Origin of the sequence: Rhizobium johnstonii 3841 (assembly GCF_000009265.1) — a bacterium.
Taxonomy (GTDB): Bacteria; Pseudomonadota; Alphaproteobacteria; order Rhizobiales; family Rhizobiaceae; genus Rhizobium; species Rhizobium acaciae.
The window spans coordinates 760047-781573 of record NC_008380.1 but is presented as its reverse complement, the minus strand read 5'-3'; the positions used below and the strand labels follow the sequence as shown (position 1 = coordinate 781573).

Sequence of the window (21527 nt, the reverse complement as noted above, 5' to 3'; positions counted from 1 at the left end):
TTTATTGCGCGCCTTTGCTCATCAAAGGTAGTTTACAAGACTCAACTGCTGGATCTTCGAGACGATCGTGTAAGCGGTTTCAAGCTGCGTTTCCAAGGTCTTGACGAGGGTCGAGGCTTCGTAGGGATCGACGCCTTGGAGATCGACGAGCTTGTTCTTGATGATGTTGGACTGGGCGTCGAGGGCGTCGTTGGACTTCTTGACGCGCTCTTGGGAAAGGCCGAGCTGGCTTGCCTGGGTCACGAGGCCGCTGGTCGCCTTCGTCGTATAGCTGATCGCCTGCTTGGACACAGTACTCATCGCATCGCTGCTGAGGCCCTGGCCCAACAGTGCCGAGGTCATCACCGAGGCGAGCGCGAAGTAACGCATGCCCTCGGAATTGGCATTGGTCGAGGATTCGATCACTTCGGAGTTGCTGATGCGGCTCGTCATGTTCTGGCTCGATGCCTGCGACCAGCCGGTCGTCGGGTCGGTCCAGGCCGCCTCGGTGAACATCGGCTCTACCGTCGTGGTGATGAAGGTCTCCATTTCGGTGCCCGTGAGATCACTTACCGACTTGCCGAGACCTGTCGCATACGTGTTCAATGCGGTGACGATGTCAGCGCTCGTCGCGGCGGTCTTGTCGGTGAGTGGCTGAACATCGGTATTGATGCCGGAGAACAGATATTCGCCGTTCACCATGGTATTGGCCGTGTCCATCATGGTGGAGAGCGCGCTGGTCGCCGACTGGATGGCGACGGTGATGCTGCCTGGGTCGTGGCTGCCCTGGAGAGCCGTCAGCTTCGAAACGAGGCCGTCGCCGACGTCCTTCATCTTGGAAAGGCCGAGCTGCGAGGATTCCATGCGCGCGGTGACAAGCGAATTGCTTGATTTGATCGAGGCTATCCGGTCGACCTCGCGGCTGAAGTCGACGCTCCTGGCGGCGTTGCCGCCGAGCGAGACACCGATATCGGCATAGACTCCCGTCGTCGCTTCCATCGTCGCCTTCGTCATCTGGTTCTGCGCCTGACGGATCGTCAACCGCATCGCATTCTGAATGGCCGAACTTGAAATAAATGAGCTCTTCATGGCTTAACTCGCAATATCCAGCAATGACTTCAACATTTCGTCAACGGCGTTCAGGATCTTGGTCGCCGCCTTGTAGGACTGCTCTATGTCGAGGAGCAGCGTCAGCTCCTCATCCAGGTTGACGCCCGTCTCGTTGGAATAGGCTTCGTCGGAGCGTGACAGCGCCGCCGAGGTGTTCTCCGCCGCTGTCGTGGCATTGCTGCGGTACTGTTCGAGCCAGCCGAGGGAATTCGTGGCGAATTCCATGATGCTGACGTTTGAATCGATGCCGGTCGTGGCGTCGAACCCGACCGGCGTCCCCGCCGCTGGGTCGAAATCGATGTCGGAGCCCAATGCGGTATAGAGACGATCGAGTTCAGTCGTATAACCGCTGGCGCCTGACGTGTTCAGGACGAGCCCGGTCAAGTTGATGCCACCATCGCGCAGGCGCATCGGATCGCCGCCTTGCGAGGTGATGACGCGGCTGCTGACCGTGATGGTCGCCGCCATGCCGGCAACCGCGGTGGCGCCGGTATCGACCGTGCCGCCGCTCCAGGTGAAGAGGCCTGGCACATAGGCCGGACCGGCCACCGTGTTCTGCTCCTTGAAGAGCGAGACCAGGCCGCGAGCGACTTCGTCGAGCTGCTTCTGGAAGTTCGGGGCGATTTCGTCGCGCACCTGGAGGAGAGACTGAAGGCTTCCCTGCCCCGTCGTCGTCGATCCGCTGCCGCGCGGTAGTGCCACACCGTCAACATAGACCGAGTTGCCGGCGATGGTCGCGGTATAGACGTCCTGAGACTTGAACGTCACCTCGCGCGGGATCGTCTCGAAGAGGATCGTCCCGTCAGACGTGCTCAGCACCATGTCGTTATTGTCGCGCGTCGTTGTGTTGACACCGACGATCTGCGAAATCTGCTTGAGAGCCTTTTCACGTTCGTCGAGAGCGCCGGAGGCATCCGCACCCGAGGACGTGGCGGTCTTCACCGCGTTGTTGGCCTTCTCGAAGTCGCTGAGAAGTGTATTCAGCTTATCGACGTCAGTGGCGATCTGCTTGTCGGCGGTGGCGCGAACGTTCTGAACGGATTGCGAGGCATTGTTCAGCGAGTTGGCGACGTCCTGGGCGGCGGTGATGGCGCCCTGAGCGGCGACAGTGCTGCCCGGCGTCGTGCGGAAGGCCTGAAGCTTCTGCTGGAAAACACCGAGATAGGTGGATGGCGACGTTTCGTAGTCGTTGCCACCCACGATCGACTTCAGGTCCTCGAGACCGCTCAGCAGGGTCTGCTGGGCGCTGTCCTGAGAGGATGTCTTCAGGTATTGGCGCAGCAGCGCCTCTTCCTGCGCCCGGTCGATCTTGACGACCTGCGCGCCATTCAAGGACGTGGTGAGCATCGCCTGCCGGCGCACGTAATCTTTGTTGCCGGCATTCGAGATATTGTTCGATACGACACTGCTCTGAGTGCCCGTATTGTTGAATATGCTCTGCGCGGTATTAAGTGCTGACGTGAGCGACATGGCTTACACGGTACCTTGCTTATCTCTTGAGGTTGACGAGAACGTCCATAATGTCGGAACCCGTCTGGAACACCTTGGAATTGGCGGTATAGCTGCGTTGCGATTCGATCATCTCGGTCAGCTCGCCGGCGAGGTCGACATTCGAGCCTTCGAGGGCACCTGCCTTGATCGTGCCGAGACCGTTGGTCTGCGGGAAGCCGGTGACAGTGACGCCCGACTGGCCGTTGGCGCTGTAGACGTTGCCGCTCATCAGCGTCAGCTTGTCCGGGCTCGCGACGTTGGCCAGCGGAATGCGGTAGAGCGGCTTGGTGCTGCCATCCTCGTATTTGGCGTAGACGATGCCGTCACCGTCGACGGTGACGTCCTTGACCGGGCTGGCGGCCTGGCCGTTCGGCGTACCGGTGCCGGCAAAGTCGGCGCCGAGCTGCGTGAAGCCCGTGAGATCCATGTCGATCATCTGGCCGGTCCTCGCCGTATCGTCGATCGTGACGGCACCCGTCGAGTTGGTTATTTTTCCAGTGGCGTCGAAATCGAGCGTGGTCGTGCCGATAGCGGCGGTGCTGTAAGGGAAGGAGGTCGTGCCGCCCGTCGCAGCATCGGCGTTGCGGAAGATCGCAACTTCCCAGGTGCTGGCAGTCGCAGGAGTTGCCGGCGGCGGTGTCGTGACCGAGGTCTTCGTGAAATAGAAGTCGTACATCACCTTGTTGCCGAGAGAGTCGTAGGCGACCATCGAGAACTTCTTGGTGTCGGCTGTCGTGGTGGCACTGTTGGCGCTCGGGCGATCCGCCGCGGTCGAAACGACATTGGCGCCGGAATCGAGGTTGCCCTTGAAGACCCCTGATGTCGAGGCGATGGCGGTCAGCCCTTCCTGATTGACATTGACGGGAACGAGGCCATCGAAGCCGTTGACGACGACGGCGGGAGAGCCGGCGTCATAGGAATAACCCATCAGCTGAAAGCCGGCGGCGTTGACGAGGTTGCCTTCGTCGTCCTTGGTGAAGTCGCCGGCGCGGGTCAGGACCGGCGTACCGTCCGCACCCTGGACGATGAAGAAGCCGTCGCCCGAGATCGCGAGGTCGGTGCTCGAGGTGGTGTAGGAAATATCGCCCTGGTCGGAAACGGCCTGGCGGACCGAGGTCTGAACGCCGCCGGAATTGTAGTTGCCGCCCGAGGAGGGCAGAACCAGCGACGAGAAGCTCGTCGACACAGCCTTGTAACCGGTGGTGTTAACGTTGGCGATGTTGTCGGCGACGGTGCTGAGGCGGTTGGCCTGCGCGTTCATCCCCGATACTGCCGTCTTCATGCTGCCGAAAATGCTCATCTGAAAACCTCGTTTTACCTGTTATGCACGAGAGTATTTGTCGGGCCTTGCGTGAAGCTGTCTGTCATGGCGAGTTGCGAGGCCAATATTGACGTTCAGCCGGGCGCCGCCGCCCGGCCGAGAAATCAGGCCCAATCGATGCAGTAGCCAAGGAAGCGCTTGGAATCGACCGGATCGACGCCGAGCTTTTTGCGCAGCTTCTTGCGCAGCTTCGAGATGTGGCTTTCGACGACATTCTCCTCGACCTCTTCATCGAAGATGCCGTAGATGGCGTTGAAGATCTGGGTCTTGGTGACCCGGCGACCGCGATTGGCGATCAAATATTCGAGGATGCGGCGCTCGCGCCGGGGAAGTGCGAAGACTTCGCCGTTGATCTCGGGGTCACGACCATCCGAGAAGACGCGGATCCCGCCGATCTCGGTGTAGTTGGTGATCGCCTTCAGCCGGCGCCGGATCGCCGCCGCCCTTGCGAGGATCTCGCGGGGATGCACCGGTTTGCGCACCACGTCGTCGACGCCGCAATCGAAAAGCGCAAGGGTGTTTTCGAGCGAGTGCTGGTCGCTGACCGCAATCACCGGCGCCATCGACCGATCCCGGATCGCCCGGGGCAGTTCGAAGTTGCGCTGGCCCTGACCGATCAGAAAGGCCTCGACTGCAGCTATATCGGAATCGGCGGCGGTCTGTACCCACTCGCCGAATTCCGCAGGATCAAAGCCGGTGGAGGGAATGCCCTCACGACCGAACAGAGATGTGTATCCATCTTTCACGAGCTCACGCTCATCAACCACTACGATCATTCGTCCGCCTCCGAATCAGTGTGGCACTTCGATGATCTATGGGTACGAATCGCACGAATCGGCGACAACTCGTTAAAGTTAATGGCAGAAACTAATAATTGATTAAGATCTGGGTAGCGATTTGATCTATATCTAGTGGGTATGCCTGCTTATGCACACCAAAATTTCGTGGAAAAGTTAACAGTCGGTTAAATATGACTTGCGCGGGAGATTCCCGCCGGATTCCCGCCACATTGTGACACAGTTTCGTCACAATACGCCTATTCCATCTTCGGTTGAATCAATTTCGACAAAAGTTACTCGCATTGAGAGTCCACTTGCCGTAGCCGGTGGCGACGAGATTGGAGATAACGCGGCAGACATATTGCTTCTGCGCCGGATTGTTGTTGGGTCCGGCATGGTATCTGGCTACCGCCATCGTCCATGTCTCGTGACGGTCATGCAGATTGCGGAGGAATTTTGCCGCATACTCGACGTTGCGATGCGGGTCGAACATCTCCTCGGCGGAGCGGAAATTCTCGCCGTGAAAGTAATGGTTGATCTGCATGCAGCCGATGTCGATGAGCTTGGCGCCGCTGTTGCGGGCGACATCGAACTGCCGCATCGCGTCCTGCTCCGAGGGCGGAAAGATCGCCTTGCCTTCGACGTTCATGGCGTAGGGATAGAGCGAGCCCTTGCGGCCGGTCTCCGTCAGACCGACCGAATAGAGGATGCCTTCCGGGATGCCGTATTTGGCCGCTGCCGACTGGATCTCGCGTTCGCAGGCGCCGGTGGAGGCGATTGCCTCAGAGGTAAACGCCGCCAGTGCCGCTGCTGCCGCCAGAACGAGTGTCTTCAATACTGGTATCGCCTGCGCCATTGAAGCCTCCGTCCGTCCGCTGTGCCGTCTGATTTTGGCGCTCGCGCGCCTCGCCGCCCTGCCCCTGTTGAGGAAGCGACTGCTGCTGAGAGGCCTGGCCCTGATTGCCGGCGTCGGGACGCTCGACCGGCGCCATGCTGATGGTGACGTTTTCGACCGCGTAACCCTGGCTGCGCAGAGCTTCGAGAATCTTGCCGTGATCTTCCTTCATTTGACGATAGGCCGCTCCGGTATCGACCTTGAGGTCGATGTTCAGGGCGTCGCCGGACAGGCGCATGGTCGCCGTCACCAGGCCGAGATCGAGCGGGTTCATCTGGATCTTCAACGTATTGACCACCTTGCCGGTGCTCGTCCATTCCGCCGCGTTGGAGAGCGCCGAGCTCGGCTCCATGGCGCGCGCCCATTCGGAATCGCCGGCGAGAGCGGCGGTGACGGCGGCGGAATTCGTATTCTGCATCAGGCCGATATAGCGGCGCGATTCGAGCACCGAAACGTTTTCGACATCGGCCTTCGTCGTGCCATCTTTCGGCCCGGCCTGATCCGTGCCGATGTGGACATCCATCGACACGCCGCGGCCATCGGCGCGGCTCAACCTGAATGTCTTGCCATCGGCGGCTTCGGCAGTCTCCGATCCGGGAACCTTGATGTCATTCGCCTTGCCGCTCTCGTTATTGCCGCTGACCGCGGCAAGAGCGTCGGACGCATGGCCGCCCGCCTTGGCTTCGATACTATCGAGTTTCTTGTCGCCCGCTCCAGCCTCATCGACCTTGGCGGAGAGGTGATGTGCGGTGGCCGCCGGCAAAGTCACGGTCCCGTCGGCAGGCTCCTGCTTCAGCAGACCCAGGACATCGGAAATGCCGCCGTCATCATCGTCGCTGACCTTGTCCGTATCGGTTTCCAACGCGTCGGCCTTGGTGTGTTTGCCGCCCTTGGCTGCCGGAGCGACCTCGTCTGCGGGACTGTCCTCCGGATCGAGCTTGCCGAAGGCGAGATCGGCCGGCATTTTGACCTCAGCCTTTGCGGGCTTTGTCGTGGCCTTTTCAACACTGGCAATCGTTTCCGGCTGCACCTCGGCCTGTGCCTTCAGCGCGGCGTCGCTAAGGTCGATCAACGGCTTTGCACTGCTGCGGCCGCGGATCGTCCGCGCCACTTTCTCGGCGCCGCCATCGGCAGCCACGCCCTGATCCGGCTGCGCATCGTCGGGCTCGTCATTGACGGCATCGCTGCCTGCCTTGGCAAGCGCGTCGAAGAAGCCGTTCTTCTGGCCGTCGGCATCACCTTTTCCGGCCAGTCGCGCGGATTTCGCAACCGCAGCCGTCTCCGTACCGGAGGCTCCGCCCGAGACGCTTATATCCATCATTGTTCGTTGCCTTCTTGCGCCAGAAGACCGTCGATCTCGTCGAGCTTGGATCGACTGGTCGTCACAAATGCGTTGAATGAGGGGTCGGTATCCTGGCTTTGGCCAGTCGATGCCACACCTCCCGGAACAGGCTCGGAAAGCGCGCCTGGCGCTCCCGGTTGCATGGCTATCGCCGCAGCCTTTTCAGAAGTGATTTCTTGATGATCAGTGTTAAGATTGGAGGCTTGCGTCAAGCTTGCCGGGTCGGGAGCGCGCAGGATCTGCTCGGCAACGGATCGCGCCGCCTCCTGCAGCGCCTGATCCCGCCGCGACAGCGCGTTGCCGTCGATGCCGCTGACATTCTTTGCTGCCTGATCGATATCCTCCGTGGGAAGGCCGGCCATGCCGCCATAGAAATCTGCGAGCGGACCGAAAGCATTGTCGGTGCCGCCGCCAAGCGACTGCACGCGTCCGACCGCCATGCGCGCCAGCTCCGGCTTGCCTGATATCGCGGCGGCGCGGGCGATGCGCAGATAGACCTCGCGTTGGCGCGGTGCGTCCATGAAGGACAGGATGTCGATGACATCCTGCGGTTTCACGTCGTGATCGTGGCCGACGACGAGGGTGACGAAAAGATCGGCGAACTGGCTGGCATAGGGCGAATGCAGGAATCGTCTGACATAGCGTTGCGAATAGGCCATTCCCCTGTCGAGCATCCCCTTGTCGACGCAAATGGCGACTGAGCGGCGCAACGCCGCCTCCTCGACGATCGTACCCGGGGCGGCAAGACGCGCCTGGTCGTAGAGATCCAGCGCGTCTGTCGGTTTCGTCGCGATCAGCACGTTGCCGCCGATCAGCGCAAGATAGGGTCCGATCTTCTTGTCGCGATATTCCCTGGCGGTCTCCTGCAGCGTCTTGGCGACGAGGAGGCCCTTGCCGCTCAGATATTTGCGCAGCACGTCGGTAACGCGGTTGTCGAAATAGCCGTTGACGTCGTGGGCGATCAGATATTCGAGCGTCTGGGGATTGCCGCCGCTCATCGTGTAGATCAGCGCTGCGTCGACATTGCGGTCGTCGTCGAAGATCGACGGTTCGACGGTGCGCAGCCGCGTGTCGATCGTGCCCAGCATGAAGCGCTGCATCTCACCGGCCGAATGATCGCCGGTAACGACGGAATCCTGCACGAATTGCAGCGACCGCAGCATCTTGTAGGGCGCGAGATCGTCCGAATCCTGCGCATTGGCTGCGGCCGGCGAAAGCATCGCCAGGCCGAGGGCCACAAATCCGACGTAACGATGCTGCCGACGCGCCATTCGACTATCCTTGATCCGCCTGCACCAGAATCTCGATCCGGCGGTTGGTCGCGTTGAACGGGTCAGACGGCAGCTTCAGCCGACGGTCGGCGAAGCCGGAGACCTGGGAGATGCGTTTCTCGTCGAGCCCGCCACGTACAAGCATGTAGTAGGCGCTCTGGGCGCGGTCCATCGAAAGCCGCCAGTTCTCGTTCTGCGTGCCCTTATACTGGCGACCGTCCGTGTGGCCGCGGATGGCAACCGCACCACCCCGCTCCTTCAGGATCGCGCCGATCTTTTCCATGGCGAGCACCATTTCCTGGCGCGGAACGGCAGAACCGATATTGAACATCGAATCGTCGGTCTGGTCGGAGATGCTGACCAGCAATCCGCCTTCGGACGCCGTCACTGTCAGGCCTTCGGCGAGCTTGCCGGCCACGCCGCCGATCTGCTGGGCGATCTGCGCCTGCAGCTGCTCGGCTTCCTTCTTCTGCTGCTGCTCGGTCTCGGCGGCACTCTTGTCCGCATCCTTCTGATGATCGGCGTCTTTCTGAGCTTCGGCCTTCTTGTCCTCAGGCGACCTGCCACCCGGCGTCTTGCCGTCCTTAGCCCCGACCGCGCCCTTGGTTTCCTTCGTTTCTTTGGTTTCCTGGGCGGCCTTCTGATCGGTGGTCAGCGGTATCGGCTTGGCGTCCTCAAGCTTGGCGATCTCGGTTGTCTCGCTCTCGACCGCCTGCTCGTCGCTCTTGCCGGGCGGCAACGGCTTGCCGGCCGTCGTGACCTCGACCTGTTTCGTCCAGAAATCCGGATCGAAGGGATCACGATAGGCCTCGCCGCCATCGGCGCCGGTGGCCGGGCCGGAATCGGCGGCACCGCCATCGCCCTTGGCGCTGACATTGGCCTGCTGGCCGACTTCCTGGGCGATCTCGGCAAGAACCGAATAGGGGTTTTCGAAGAAATCGGCCTCGGAATAATTGGTTTGGTCGCCGGAGGTCGATGTCTGGTCGTCACCATCCGCCGCGGCCTTGCCGTCGTTCGGATCTTCTTCCTTCTGTTTCGACTTCTCCTGCTTCTCCTCACCCTCGGCGTTGTCGACGGGCTTCTTCAGGCCCTTCTCGGTCGGCTTTTCGTCGGAGAGCTTGATCGGATTGAAATAGGTCGCGACCGAGGCCTTGGTCTCCTCGTTGGCGGCATTGACCAGCCACATGACCAGGAAGAACGCCATCATCGCCGTCATGAAGTCGGCATAGGCAATTTTCCACGCACCGCCATGGGCGCCATCGTGATCACCGCCGCCATGTCTCTTGACGATGATGATCTCGTTCTTGCCGTGGTGGTGGTTTTCGCCTTCGCTCATTCCAGAACTTTCTTCAAGCTGGCCGCCCAGGCGGACATACGGGTGACGATAACGGAATCACCGATTTCGACGGCAAGATCGATATCGTCGGTCTCAAGGTGGCGAACCGCGCCGGCATGTTCGCCGAGCTCGGCCTTCAATATATCGAAAAGGCGGGTCGAGCCCCTGACGACGATCGCCCCGGCCGCGCCTTCGAGGATCGCATCACGCAGCAGGGCGGCGAGGCTTTCGGCAGCCTTCGCGGCGAGCGCTTCCGTCATTACAGGCGCGATGACCTGAGCAGCGCCGGCGCTGACCAGCTGAGCGACCTCTTCTGCAATATCGCGGATGCGGGATGCAATGACCGCCGCCGCCTCGACTTCGTAGCGAAGCTTCAGTTCATCCAGTTCACGCGCATGGACCTCCGCCAGCGTCCGCGCCTCGCGTTCGTATTTCTCGGTCAATTCCACGGTCGCTGCGGCATGACCTTCCGCGTAGGCTTCGCGGCGCTCCGCCTCGACGTCGATTGCCGGTTCGCTCGGCATTTCGGGGAAATCGTCGCCACCGAAATCGTTCATGTCGAGGATCGGCGCTGACGATTCCGGTTCACCGAAATCCTTCAAATACCGGGAAAGCGTAATGCTCATAAAAACCATCCAGCATTCGGGAGGCATGCAGCATGCCCGCCCCCGCTTAAAGTGACCTTGCGCGCCGGCATCCCCTTCGAAACGGGCAAGGGCCTGACCCTGCACCGGCATGGATTCGGACGATGCCTTCATGCCGGAAACTAGGCAGTCAAACTTGCGCGAGGATGAATGGCGCCGCCGCCACCGTGATCGCGCCCACCCCTATTCCAGCAGGATCAGGATCTTGCTTGCGGCCGTGTTGAGGATCGAGATCGCTTCGACGGCCATCTGCTTCTGGGTCTCGATCGCCTTCTGCCGGATCGAAGCTTCGTCCATGTCGGTGTCGACGAGCGCGCCGACGCTCTTGTCGATCGAATCGGCCAGATCGGCGGTATAGTCGATCTGATCGTCGATGCGCGTCTTCATCACGCCGATGGACGCGGCCGTCGTCGTCAGCGAGGAGAGAAGCGCGTCGGTGACGTCAAGCATGTCGGTGAGTTGCGCATCGGTCGTGTTGTTGTCGATCGCAATTTCCGTACCTGTCGCCGGCGTGGTCGAGTTGGCGTTCAAAAGATAGTAGTTGCGCGACGTCGCACCGCTGTTGTTGATCGCGTTGGCATCGACCGACTTGGTCAACAGGCCGCCGCTCGCATTGTTCTTGTCGATGAGGATGGTCTGCGACGATGGGAAATCTATGGTCTGGGCCTGGTATTCGCCGGTCGGAGCGCGCACGAAACCGGAAATGATCGACCATGTCGGCGGCGCAGCAGTGTCGCCGTTCAACAGCCAGTTCTCTCCCGCAAACGACGTCGATTCGACTATCGTCTGCAACTGCTCTTTGTATTCACTGATCTCGGCGTTGATCTTGTCCTTGTCGGTGCCCGGCTCTCTTGCCGAAACCAGCTTGGCGCGAATCTCACCTATGAGATCGATCGCCGAGTTCATCGCCGTATAGGTCGCATCCACCTTGGCAGCGCCAAGACCGAGCGCATCTCCGACCGTTCCGAGATTGGTGCTGTCCGAACGCATGACGGTCGCGACCGACCAGTAGGACGCATCGTCGGCGGCCGTCTCGATACGATATCCCGAGGACACTTGCTGTTGGGTCTGGCTGGCTTCTTTGTTGATGCTGCGCAGCACCGCAAGCGCATTCACCGCGGCCGCGCTGGTAATCTTAACGGTCATCGACAGGTCTCGGAATCGGGGTGAAAGGGCAGGCCGGATTGCCGGCGGCGACTGGTGTGGCGTCATGCCTCCGGCAGGGTTTCCACCGGTGTGTCGCAAAAGCAAATCAACTCAAAGCGAAGTTAACTCGATATCAACCTGTTGGGCAAGAGCGCGGCGCCGAGCTTGGCGCGTGAACAGAAATTTCGGTCAAACTATTGATATAAAAGAAAGAACCGCGCCGTTTCGGGCGCGGTCCGGGAGGCTTTACACGTGCTGCCAGACGATGGCGCAAGATTCGGTCCAGCTTCAGCGCCTGACTTAGCTGCGGAACAGCGTGAGGATGTTCTGAGCGCTGGAGTTGGCGATCGACAGCGACTGGATGGCCAGCTGTTGCTGGGTCTGCAGGGCGCTGAGCTTGGAGGATTCTTCTTCCATATTGGCGTCGACGAGGCGGCCGACACCGGAGTCGATCGAATCGCTAAGCGCGCTGACGAAGCCTTCCTGCAGCTCAATGCGAGTGGAAATAGAGCCGAGCTGCGATGCAGCCTTGGTCATCGCCTCAAGGCCTGCCTCGATTGACGTCAGGGCCATGGAGATCTCAGGCGAATCGAAGTTGGTGATGTCCATCGAGTAGATCGAGCCGATCGTACCGGATGATGTGCCGATAAGGCCGGAGCTGGTCTCGATCGCGCCGGTCGAGTCCATGCCGAAGAGAACGTTGCCCGCCGAGCTCGTGTCCAGAATGTAGTCCGTCGTCTTGACCGAGACATTGCCGTTGCCATCGCGGACGAACGAGGAAACGACGCTCTTTGTGCCGTCAGCGCCGGCAACCCAGTTTTCACCGGAGAAGGAAGCCGATTGCGCGATGCTCAGGAGCTGTTGCTGCAGCTGGCCGATTTCTTCCTGCACTTTAGCCTTGTCGACACCCTTTTCGGTTGCAGCGACGATCTTCGCCTTGATCTCGCTGATGACATCGATGGCACTGTCCATGGCGGAGTAAGCGGTGTCGACCTTGGCGGCGCCGAGGCCAAGAGCGTCGGAAACGGCAGAAAGTGCCTTGTTGTCGGAACGCATGGTCGTTGCGATCGACCAGTAAGCGGCGTTGTCGGCCGCCTTTTCGACGCGGTAACCCGATGATACGCGGTTCTGCGTGTCCTCAAGGCTGTCGTTGATGCCGCGGAGTGTCTGGAGAGCGGCCATCGCCGCGACGTTTGTCAAAATGCTGGTCATGAAATGATTGCCCCTCGTTGGCAAATGGAAAAAAGGGACATTCCGGAAGGCCACCGGGAACGGGGATCAGCTTCATGCCTGTTAACCGGTTCTTAAATTTGGTTAACTCACCGCCTCGTTGGACGCAGAAAACAGCATTATGGTTAATCATTGGTTAACAGCCATTAAAAAAGCCGCGCTCCATCGGAGCGCGGCTCGATACCATGCCCGCCGGAGACCGGCGGGCTGATGTTTCCGAGGGTTATTAGCCGCGGAACAGCGTGAGGATGGTCTGCGAAGAGGAGTTCGCGATCGACAGCGACTGGACGGCCAGCTGCTGCTGGGTCTGCAGGGCGCTGAGCTTGGAGGACTCTTCTTCCATGTTGGCGTCGACGAGACGGCCGACACCGGAGTCGATCGAGTCGCTGAGAGCGGAGACGAAGTTTTCCTGCAGTTCGATGCGCTTGGAGATCGAGCCGAGCTGAGCGCCGGCGCTGGTCATCGCCTTCAGAGCCGATTCAACGTTGGTCAGAGCCGACTGGATTTCGCCGAGGGTGAAGTTGGTGATGTCCATTGCGTAGACAGAACCGGTCGCACCATTCGAAGTACCGAGGATACCCGTGGAGGTTTCGACCGAGCCGACGCTCATGCCGAACAGAACGTTGCCCATGGAGGAGCTGTCGAGAACATAGTCGGTCATCACGACCGAAACGGCGTTGGAGCCGTCGCGGACGAAGGAGGCAACGACGTTCTTGGTGCCGTCAGCGCCAGCAACCCAGTTTTCACCGGAGAAGGAAGCCGACTGAGCGACGCTCAGGAGCTGCTGCTGCAACTGGCTGATTTCTTCCTGGACCTTGGCCTTGTCGACGCCGCTTTCAGTGGCGGCAACGAGCTTCGCCTTGATGTCGCCGACGACGTCGATGGCGCTGTCCATGGCGGAGTAAGCGGTGTCGACCTTTGCAGCGCCGAGGCCGAGAGCGTCGGAGACAGCCGAGAGAGCCTTGTTGTCCGAACGCATGGTCGTTGCGATCGACCAGTAAGCAGCGTTGTCGGAAGCCTTGCCGACGCGATAGCCGGACGAAACGTGGGCCTGGGTTTCTTGGAGACCCTGGTTGATGCCACGGAGAGTCTGGAGGGCTGCCATTGCAGCGTTATTGGTGTTGATGCTCGTCATAGTTTGCTTGCCCCTTGTTGGCAGATTTTAAACAGGGACATTCCGGATTTTCGGCCGGCCCACAGCGATCAGCATCATGCCTGTTAACCATTTCTGTTAAGGTTAACTCGCCGTTTCGATGGGCCTAGAAAACACCAAGATGGTTAAGGAAAGCTGAATTCGAATTGGAAATTACTTAAAAATATCTGATGGTTAGAAGGATTTTCATTAACCTTATATTAAAATATTTCGCGGCCGGGGATGACCCGGCCGCGAGACTTGGAAACCTTGTGCCGACCGGTCTTAGCGGAAGAGCGACAGGATGTTCTGCGAAGAGGAGTTCGCGATCGACAGCGACTGGATCGCCAGCTGCTGCTGGGTCTGCAGGGCGCTGAGCCTGGAGGACTCTTCTTCCATGTTGGCGTCGACGAGACGGCCGACACCGGAGTCGATCGAGTCGCTGAGAGCGGAGACGAAGTCGTCCTGGGCGTCGATGCGGCTGGAGAGCGAGCCGAGAGCAGCGCCGGCGCTGGTCATGGCCTTCAGAGCCGCTTCAACGTTGGTCAGAGCCGACTGGATCTGGCCGGACGTAAAGCTGGTGATGTCCATCGCGTAGATCGAACCGGTCGCACCAGTCGAAGTACCGAGGATACCCGTGGAGGTTTCGACCGAGCCGCCGCTCATGCCGAACAGAACGTTGCCTGCAGAGCCGCTGTCGAGAATATAGTCGGTCGTGGTGATCGAAACGGCGTTGGAGCCGTCACGGACGAACGAGGAGACGACGCTCTTGGTGCCGTCAGCGCCAGCAACCCAGTTTTCCCCATTGAAGGAAGCCGACTGAGCGATGCTCAGGAGCTGCTGCTGCAGCTGACCGATTTCTTCCTGGACCTTGGCCTTGTCGACGCCGTTTTCAGTGGCGGCAACGAGCTTCGCCTTGATGTCGCCGACGACGTCGATGGCGCTGTCCATGGCGGTGTAAGCAGTGTCGACCTTGGCGGCGCCTACGCCGAGAGCGTCGGAGACGGCCGAGAGAGCCTTGTTGTCCGAACGCATGGTCGTTGCGATCGACCAGTAAGCAGCGTTGTCCGAAGCCTTTTCAACACGGTAACCAGAAGAAACGTGGTTCTGCGTGTTGTTCAGGTTCTGGTTGACGCTGCGCAGCGTCTGGAGAGCGGCCTGTGCGGAAGAATTCGTGTTAATGCTTGTCATAAGTCTGTCCCCTGGAAACTAGATACAAAAAGGAGGACATACCGGACTATAGTACCGGCGATGACGGACCAGCTTCATGCTACTCGGCGCCTGTTTTGTTTGGCCCAAACCCGTCATGTCCAGGGCAATCTCGCAGCCAATGCTTGCCAACTCCTTAAAAATACAGACCCTCGGCCGGCTCCTCGCAGGGCATAGTTAATGCCTTCTCACAAGGCTTAGTTAATGCCTGCTGAAGATAATTTTTGGCATCCGAATTCGAGCGGCAAAAGCGAATTTTACCGGCGGAAGGGGCGCTTTCCTGGGACAGTCGAGGCTTTCCGGACAAAGCAGGTATTCATCGCGCCACCGGTTTCAAGCAAGCTTCGAATGCCAGTATGGCAGATGCCGGATTAGCATCATCGGACTGACCTCGTTTTGGGAGGACGGTCCATGCGCGCTTCGGCGATCGACAGCCATGCCAGAACATTTCCTTCACGGAGTTGGGTTTTGAACAGCAAAGTTTCGTTCTCTGCGGCATCCAAGGATTACCAGATGGGCCGCTACACACAGTCCTTGGCGACGCTCAACCAGTTGATGGACATCCAGCCGGACGCCAAGACCTATGCGCTGCTGGCCAAGAACCTCGTGCAGCTCGGCTTCAAGGCCGATGCCGCGAAAGCCTATGGCCTGGCCGGCAACTGCGAAGGACCGAATTCCTACGAATACCAGAAACAGGCTGCCAAGCTGCATTACGAGACCGGCAACGAGGACGATGCTCTGCTGATCGCCATGCGAAACCTCACCAAGGCGCAGGAAGACCCGGAGCTCGCCTTCATCATCACCGCGATCTATCTGAAGCGCCAGCAGCGGGATATCATCCGCCCGTTCAAGACGGTGCTGTCGCAGAGTGCCAATCCCGATCATATGCGCCTGGCGGCCCTGCTGCTGAGCGACGATCTGAACGACGCAACCAACCAGAACCTCGCGCGCAACATCTTCAAGCGTTTTCCCGGCAACCTCGCATTTCGCTTCCTTCACCTTGTTTTCGCTCGCGAATTCAATGAGTTCGAAGAGGCGAACAAGCATCAGGCGGTGATCGACGCGGCCCTTGCAAAGGGCGATATCGAGATCCTGCGCAAGGACAACCCGTTCTATCATCTGCACTGGTGCGGCAACGAAGACTTCAACCGGTATGCGACGATCGGCACCACCCCCCTCAACCAGGAACGGGTGGCCTTCCGCCGTAACCAGCCGCACAGTTGGTCGGACAAGATCCGTATCGGCTACATGTCATCAGACTTCTGGGATCGCCACGCAACGATGAAGCTCTTGCAGCGCATCCTCGAACTGCACGACAAGGACCGGTTCGAGGTGACGCTCTTCTGCCATACGGGCCCGGAATACCTCAAGCACAACACGATCGACCGCAGCCGCTGGGGCCGGATCGTCACCGTTCACGGCTTTTCCGATCAGGCGGTGCTGGAAGTGGTGCGCGAGCACAATATCGACATCATGGTCGACCTGAAGGGCCACACGTCGGGCAGTCGCGCGACGGCCTTCAACCTGCCGCTCGCACCGGTGCATGTCGGCTGGCTCGGTTTCCCCGGCAGTACGGTCAATGTCGACCTCGACTACGTCATCGGCGACCATTTCGTCCTACCCGAGGTGGCCAAGCCCTTCTACCATGAGAAGTTCTGCCGGCTGCCGGAGAGCTACCAGCCGAACGACCCGATGCATCGTCCGAAGCCGCGTCCTGTCACCCGCGAGCAACTCGGCCTGCCGGAAGACGCCTTCATTTTCGCGTCCTTCAACGGTAACCGTAAGATCACGCCGGAGACGATCGGCAGCTGGTGCCGTATCCTGAAGCGCGCCCCAAACAGCGTACTCTGGTTGATGGCGAATACGCCGCGCAACCAGGCAAACCTTCTGAAGCAATTCCAGGGGGCAGGCATTTCGCCCAAGCGGATCATCTTCTGCCCGCGCGCGCCCTATGAACAGCACATCGACCGCCAGCAGGCGGCCGACCTCGGCATCGATACCTTCCCCGTCAACGGCCACACGACCACCTCGGAGCAGCTCTGGGGCGGCCTGCCGGTTCTGACCGTCAAGGGTACCAACTTCGCGTCACGAGTCAGCGAGAGCCTGCTCAGGGCCATCGACCTGCCCGACCTCGTCGCGCCCGACCTGCAGGCCTATGAGGATATGGCCGTCGAACTGGCTGAGAATCCCGGGCGGATCGCCGAATACAAGGCGCATCTCAAGGAGAAGCGTTATATCGCACCGCTCTTCGATGCCGAACGGTTCTGCGACCACCTGGAGAACGCCTATGAAGTCATGGCCGAGCGCGCCAGGCAGGGTCTTGCACCCGATCACATGGACATTCCGGCGCTGCCGCCGCGCACGGCGCCGTTCGCCGCCGAGTGAGGCTTTTCGACCGCTACAGCGTCGCGCGTCTTTCAGACGGGTAAAGGACGCTGTAGCACTTTGAATTGTTGCATAGTGAAAGAACCCGCCGGAGCAATTTCCGACGGGTTTTCTCATTGGCGAATATCCAAGCGGCGGCAGCCGGTCAGCTGAACGAGCGCACCAGACTGCCGACGAGCAGGTTCCAGCCGTCGATCAGCACGAAGAAGAGAATCTTGAAAGGCAGCGAGATCGAGGTCGGCGGCAGCATCATCATGCCCATCGCCATGGTGATGGTTGCGACGATGAGGTCGATGACGAGGAACGGCAACACGACCAGGAAGCCGATCTCGAAGCCACGGCGAATCTCGGAAATCATGAAGGCCGGGATCAGCACGCGGTAGTCGATCGGATCGGTCGTCTGGATATTCTGTCCGCGTTCGCGCGCGAGATCGACGAAGAGCGCCAGATCCTTGTCGCGGGTATTGGCCGCCATGAAGGTGCGGAAGGGTTCGGCGATACGCTGGACCGCCTCGGTCTCGTTGATCTGATTGGCAAGCAGCGGCTGCACGCCGTTCTGCCAGGCCTGATCGAAGGTCGGCGACATGACGTAGAAGGTCATGAACAGCGACAGCGACAGGAGGATCATGTTGGAGGGCGTGGAGGAGAGGCCCATCCCTGAGCGCAGAATCGAGAAGGCGATGATGAAGCGCGGAAAGCTCGTCACCATGATCAGGATACCCGGCGCGACCGAAAGAATGGTCAGCAGGCCGAATGTGCGGATGATCCAGGCAGCGACGGAGCCATCGACCGGCACGTTCAACAAGTCAGTCGGCAGCTGCTGTGCCACCGCCAGTTCCGGTACCGCCATCATGGCGGCAAGGAAGACTATGAGACGAATCATTCGATGACAAATGTCCTGAACATGACCTTCGATACCCGCCCTTGCGAGCGCAGGTCAACACGTTCCTGTATGTCATCCTTGAGATATTGAAAGCCCCGCGGTCCCTCGATCTGCTGGAGGGAAACGGTCCTGATATAAGCGAGGATATCCTGGTGAATATCCTCGGAAACCTTGACATCCGGAGGCCCGTTGAACAGCAGCGCGACTTCGAGTCGCACCCAGTTTTCTGAGGGGTAGGCGAGGTTCGAGGTGATCGGCTCGAGCTGGACGACGTTGTTGGCCTCGGTCGAGATGCGCGCCAGGCCTTCCTCGGCCTTCTTCTTCGCCTCCGCATCCTTGGCCTGCTCGACCTCCTTGGCACCCTTGATGTTGGGTGCGACGATCGTACCGACCGCCCAGCCGCCGCCGGCGCCGAGCAGGGTCAGGACGGCGATGCCGATGATCGTCATCAGCGAGCCGGATTTCTTGTGCGATTGACCTGCGCTTGCGTCTGGCTCTGCCATCGTCGTTCAGCCTCAAAGCGGCGAGAAAAGATCGACGGCCTGCTGGCCGCGCGGAGGCTGCTGCACTTCCATCAGGCGGCCGCGGCCGCCGTAGGAGATGCGGGCTTCGGCAATCTTGTCGTAGGAGATCTGGTTGTCGGCATTGACGTCCTGCGGGCGAACGATACCGGCGACGTTCAGGATGCGCAGTTCCTGGTTCAGGCGAACTTCCTGCGAGCCCGAGATGACGAGGTTGCCGTTTTCGAGAATGCCGGTGACGACGGCGGCGACCAGAAGGGTGAGCTTGTCGGTGCGCTCGATCTTGCCCTTGCCGTCGGTGCTGGTGTCTGAGCCATAAGTCAGGTCGGTCTTCGACTCGGGCGTCCAGCCGAAGATCTGGGCGTTGACGTCCCAGTTCATGCCGCTCGAATTCGTGCGGCTGCGGTTGGTCTCGTTGTCGAAGGAGGCCTTGTCGTTGATCTGGATGTCGACGGTCAGGATGTCGCCGACGTTGAGCGCGCGCGCATCCTTGAAGAGGGCGGCCTGCGAATCGCTCCACAGCGAATAACCCTGCGCCACGGCGCGCGGCTGCTTCGGATAAAGCGCCATCTGTGGCGTCTGACCGTAGGCGAGGCCGCTGCCGATCGGGCTCATGGCAGGCGCACGGCCGATCTCGCTGACCGCCGTCGGAGACTGGCAACCCGCAAGGAGTGCGAGGGCGGCGATCGCGGCCGGGAAACGCATATTCATGAAGGATCCTTCGACGTATTGGGATCGGACGCACTGGCGATGACGCTGGCGATGACCGCGGCCTTCTCAGGGTCCATCTCGTTGAGGATGAGGCTCGACTGACGCGGGCCGAGCCGCATGATCACGGCGGAGGCCACCTCGATCTTCATGTCCTGCAACTGAAGTGCGGCCGCATCCGGCTTCATCTTCCTGTAGATTTCAGTGAGGCCGGCTTCCGCCTGCTTCAGGAAATCGTCCCGCCGCTTGAGCCAGTCCTGGTATTCGGTCTTGCGCTTGTCCATTTCCGCCATGCGGGCGTCGATGTCGGCGCGAAGCTTTTCCAACTCCTGCTTCTGCAGGAGGTAACGCTGGTCGCGGGCGGGCTCTGCGATGTTGGTGCAGAACTGCTTGATCTCATCCTGGGAGGTGATGTCGCCTGCCGGCGCATGTTCCTGCGCGAAGGCGCCGGGGATCGACAGAAGGACGAGGCCCGCGGCCGGCAGCGCCAGCCGGCGCAGCAATTGCAGAACGGTCATGTCAGGGTTGATGATGTCAATCATTGCAGCACAAGCTCCGCCTGCAGGGCGCCTGCCGACTTGATGCCCTGGAGAATGGCGATGATGCCATCCGGTTTCACACCGATATTGTTGAGGCCGGCGACAAGGGTCCTGAGATCTGGACCATCGATGATGGCGACGCGCCCGCCGGTCTGCTCGGCCGCGATATCGGTCTGCGGCTGGACGGCGGTCCGGCCGCGCGAGAAGGGTTCGGGCTGGATGATCTGCGGCGTCTCGGTGACCTGAACCGTCAGGGTGCCGTAGCTGACGGCGACCGGCGAGACGCGGACGTCGGAGCCGATGACGATCGTTCCGGTGCGCTCGTTGATGACCACCTTGGCCGGCGTGTCGGTTTCGACGATGAGATTTTCGACGTCGGCCATCAGCCGGGTGAGATCAGCCGCGCGCGGCTTCTGGATCACGACTTCCTGTGAATCCTTGGCTTCGGCGACCGGGCCGCCGAAGCGCGCCGAGGCATAACCGTTGACGATGTCGGCGATACGGATCGCAGTCGAGAAGTCTGGGTTGCGCAATTGCAGGACGAGATTGACCGAGTCCTTGAAGCGGGACGGCAGTTCACGTTCGATGATCGCGCCGCCGGGCACGCGGCCTGCAGTGGTCACGCCTTCGGTCACGGTCGCCGCCTGGCCTTGCGCCTGGAAACCGGAGACGATGACAGCGCCCTGCGCAACGGCGTAGATCTGGCCGTCGGCGCCGGAAAGCGAGGTCATGACGAGCGTGCCGCCGCGCAGCGACGTCGCGTCGCCGAGCGAGCTCACCGTGACGTCGATACGACTGCCGGGACTTGCGAAGGGCGGCAGGTTGGCGGTGACCATCACGGCCGCGGTATTCTTGGCGTTGGACTGACCGCCCTGCGTCGAGATGCCGAGATTTTGCAGCATCGCCCGCATCGACTGCTCGGTGAAGGGCGAGGCACGGAAGCCGTCGCCGGTTCCCTGCAGGCCGACGATGAGGCCATAACCGATCAACTGGTTATCGCGCCCGGCCTGAAGGGAGGCAATATCCTTGATGCGGGAGGTCAGCGCCCAGGCGGGCGCGACATTAGCCAAGCTCATGGCGAGAACCGCGACAAGGGTGACGAAACGGAAGAACAATTTCATTTTGCCCTCACATGGACCGTGCCGTCCGCAAGCACCGTGCCGCTGACGATGACGCCGGAGTCCATATTGCGCGCGCGAACGACCTGCCCGATCGTGCCGTCTTCGAGCGGCGTGCCGGCGGCGGAGATCGTCATCGCGCCGAGCGATAAGACCAGGCGGATCGAAGAGCCGCGCGTCACCGTATAGGCCTCGCGCAGACCCGAAACCGAAATCGTGCGGCCCGGCAACAGCGTGCGCTTGGAAACCATGCCTTCGACCTGGGAAATGGATTTGGCATAATCGCCGGCGAGGTTGGGGTTGGTGACCTCGACCTCCTGAAGCTGGCTCGACGACAATGTGTCGCCGGGGTAGATGATCGTCGTCGGGACGACGGCATAACCCATGCCGGCATCCACGTCCGCGGGCAAGAAAATGCCCGCGACTGCGATCGTGGCTGCCGCCACCCATCCTGAGATGTGTCCTGCCCGGCAAAACATCATGTTTCG

General features: G+C 60.5%; 20 protein-coding genes. 1 reads left to right on the top strand and 19 read right to left on the bottom strand.

The features are described from left to right. Positions 1–21 precede the first annotated feature (21 nt). The 13 genes from RL_RS03830 to RL_RS03770 form a co-directional block, all read right to left on the bottom strand. On the bottom strand, positions 22–1068 hold the full coding sequence (locus RL_RS03830; protein WP_011650488.1) for a flagellar hook-associated family protein: 1047 nt from the start codon (positions 1066–1068) through the stop codon (positions 22–24). Between the two features lie 3 nt (positions 1069–1071). Beyond that, complete coding sequence (gene flgK, locus RL_RS03825) at positions 1072–2559, bottom strand: flagellar hook-associated protein FlgK (protein WP_011650487.1); 1488 nt, start codon at positions 2557–2559, stop codon at positions 1072–1074. Between the two features lie 19 nt (positions 2560–2578). Continuing rightward, the gene (locus RL_RS03820) at positions 2579–3880 is read right to left on the bottom strand and encodes a flagellar hook protein FlgE (protein WP_003545559.1); all 1302 of its coding nucleotides are present in this window, start codon (positions 3878–3880) and stop codon (positions 2579–2581) included. A 125-nt stretch (positions 3881–4005) separates the two neighbouring features. Next, a complete protein-coding gene (locus RL_RS03815; RefSeq protein ID WP_003545558.1) occupies positions 4006–4677 on the bottom strand; it encodes a transcriptional activator Rem in 672 nt (223 codons plus the stop codon). Between the two features lie 280 nt (positions 4678–4957). After that, positions 4958–5515, bottom strand: coding sequence for a transglycosylase SLT domain-containing protein (locus RL_RS03810; protein WP_003545557.1), 558 nt, complete (start codon positions 5513–5515; stop codon positions 4958–4960). Next, positions 5463–6896 (bottom strand): flagellar hook-length control protein FliK, encoded by a 1434-nt coding sequence (locus RL_RS03805; protein WP_011650485.1) that lies wholly within the window; start codon positions 6894–6896, stop codon positions 5463–5465. The genes RL_RS03810 and RL_RS03805 overlap by 53 nt, the downstream gene beginning before the upstream one ends. Then, positions 6893–8188, bottom strand: coding sequence for a chemotaxis protein MotC (gene motC / locus RL_RS03800; protein WP_011650484.1), 1296 nt, complete (start codon positions 8186–8188; stop codon positions 6893–6895). The genes RL_RS03805 and motC overlap by 4 nt, the downstream gene beginning before the upstream one ends. Positions 8189–8192: 4 nt before the next feature. Next, a complete protein-coding gene (locus tag RL_RS03795) occupies positions 8193–9524 on the bottom strand; it encodes a MotB family protein (RefSeq protein WP_011650483.1) in 1332 nt (443 codons plus the stop codon). Continuing rightward, complete coding sequence (locus RL_RS03790) at positions 9521–10150, bottom strand: hypothetical protein (RefSeq protein ID WP_011650482.1); 630 nt, start codon at positions 10148–10150, stop codon at positions 9521–9523. Before RL_RS03790 ends, RL_RS03795 begins: the two co-directional genes overlap by 4 nt. A gap of 201 nt (positions 10151–10351) precedes the next feature. Beyond that, on the bottom strand, positions 10352–11314 hold the full coding sequence (locus RL_RS03785) for a flagellin (RefSeq protein ID WP_003545552.1): 963 nt from the start codon (positions 11312–11314) through the stop codon (positions 10352–10354). Positions 11315–11614: 300 nt separating this feature from the next. Continuing rightward, a complete protein-coding gene (locus tag RL_RS03780; RefSeq protein WP_003545550.1) occupies positions 11615–12526 on the bottom strand; it encodes a flagellin in 912 nt (303 codons plus the stop codon). A gap of 244 nt (positions 12527–12770) precedes the next feature. Further along, positions 12771–13679, bottom strand: coding sequence for a flagellin (locus tag RL_RS03775; RefSeq protein WP_011650481.1), 909 nt, complete (start codon positions 13677–13679; stop codon positions 12771–12773). Positions 13680–13961: 282 nt separating this feature from the next. Further along, positions 13962–14867, bottom strand: coding sequence for a flagellin (locus RL_RS03770; RefSeq protein ID WP_011650480.1), 906 nt, complete (start codon positions 14865–14867; stop codon positions 13962–13964). A 429-nt stretch (positions 14868–15296) separates the two neighbouring features. On the opposite strand from RL_RS03770, the gene RL_RS03765 reads away from it, so the two are divergent. Then, the gene (locus RL_RS03765) at positions 15297–17270 is read left to right on the top strand and encodes a glycosyl transferase (protein ID WP_011650479.1); all 1974 of its coding nucleotides are present in this window, start codon (positions 15297–15299) and stop codon (positions 17268–17270) included. A gap of 145 nt (positions 17271–17415) precedes the next feature. On the opposite strand, the gene fliP is transcribed toward RL_RS03765, so the two are convergent. From fliP to flgA, 6 genes are read right to left on the bottom strand one after another with little or no spacing between them, the layout of a single operon-like run. Next, a complete protein-coding gene (fliP, locus tag RL_RS03760) occupies positions 17416–18153 on the bottom strand; it encodes a flagellar type III secretion system pore protein FliP (protein ID WP_003556541.1) in 738 nt (245 codons plus the stop codon). Next, entirely contained in the window at positions 18150–18656 is a 507-nt protein-coding gene (locus tag RL_RS03755; protein WP_011650478.1) for a flagellar basal body-associated FliL family protein, read from the bottom strand. Before RL_RS03755 ends, fliP begins: the two co-directional genes overlap by 4 nt. A 12-nt stretch (positions 18657–18668) precedes the next feature. After that, positions 18669–19385, bottom strand: coding sequence for a flagellar basal body L-ring protein FlgH (gene flgH, locus RL_RS03750; protein ID WP_011650477.1), 717 nt, complete (start codon positions 19383–19385; stop codon positions 18669–18671). Next, positions 19382–19924: a MotE family protein gene (locus RL_RS03745; RefSeq protein ID WP_011650476.1), complete on the bottom strand. Its 543-nt coding sequence runs from the start codon at positions 19922–19924 to the stop codon at positions 19382–19384. The genes flgH and RL_RS03745 overlap by 4 nt, the downstream gene beginning before the upstream one ends. Beyond that, on the bottom strand, positions 19921–21042 hold the full coding sequence (locus RL_RS03740; protein ID WP_011650475.1) for a flagellar basal body P-ring protein FlgI: 1122 nt from the start codon (positions 21040–21042) through the stop codon (positions 19921–19923). Before RL_RS03740 ends, RL_RS03745 begins: the two co-directional genes overlap by 4 nt. Beyond that, complete coding sequence (gene flgA, locus RL_RS03735) at positions 21039–21521, bottom strand: flagellar basal body P-ring formation chaperone FlgA (RefSeq protein ID WP_003545535.1); 483 nt, start codon at positions 21519–21521, stop codon at positions 21039–21041. The genes RL_RS03740 and flgA overlap by 4 nt, the downstream gene beginning before the upstream one ends. Between the last annotated feature and the right edge of the window lie 6 nt (positions 21522–21527).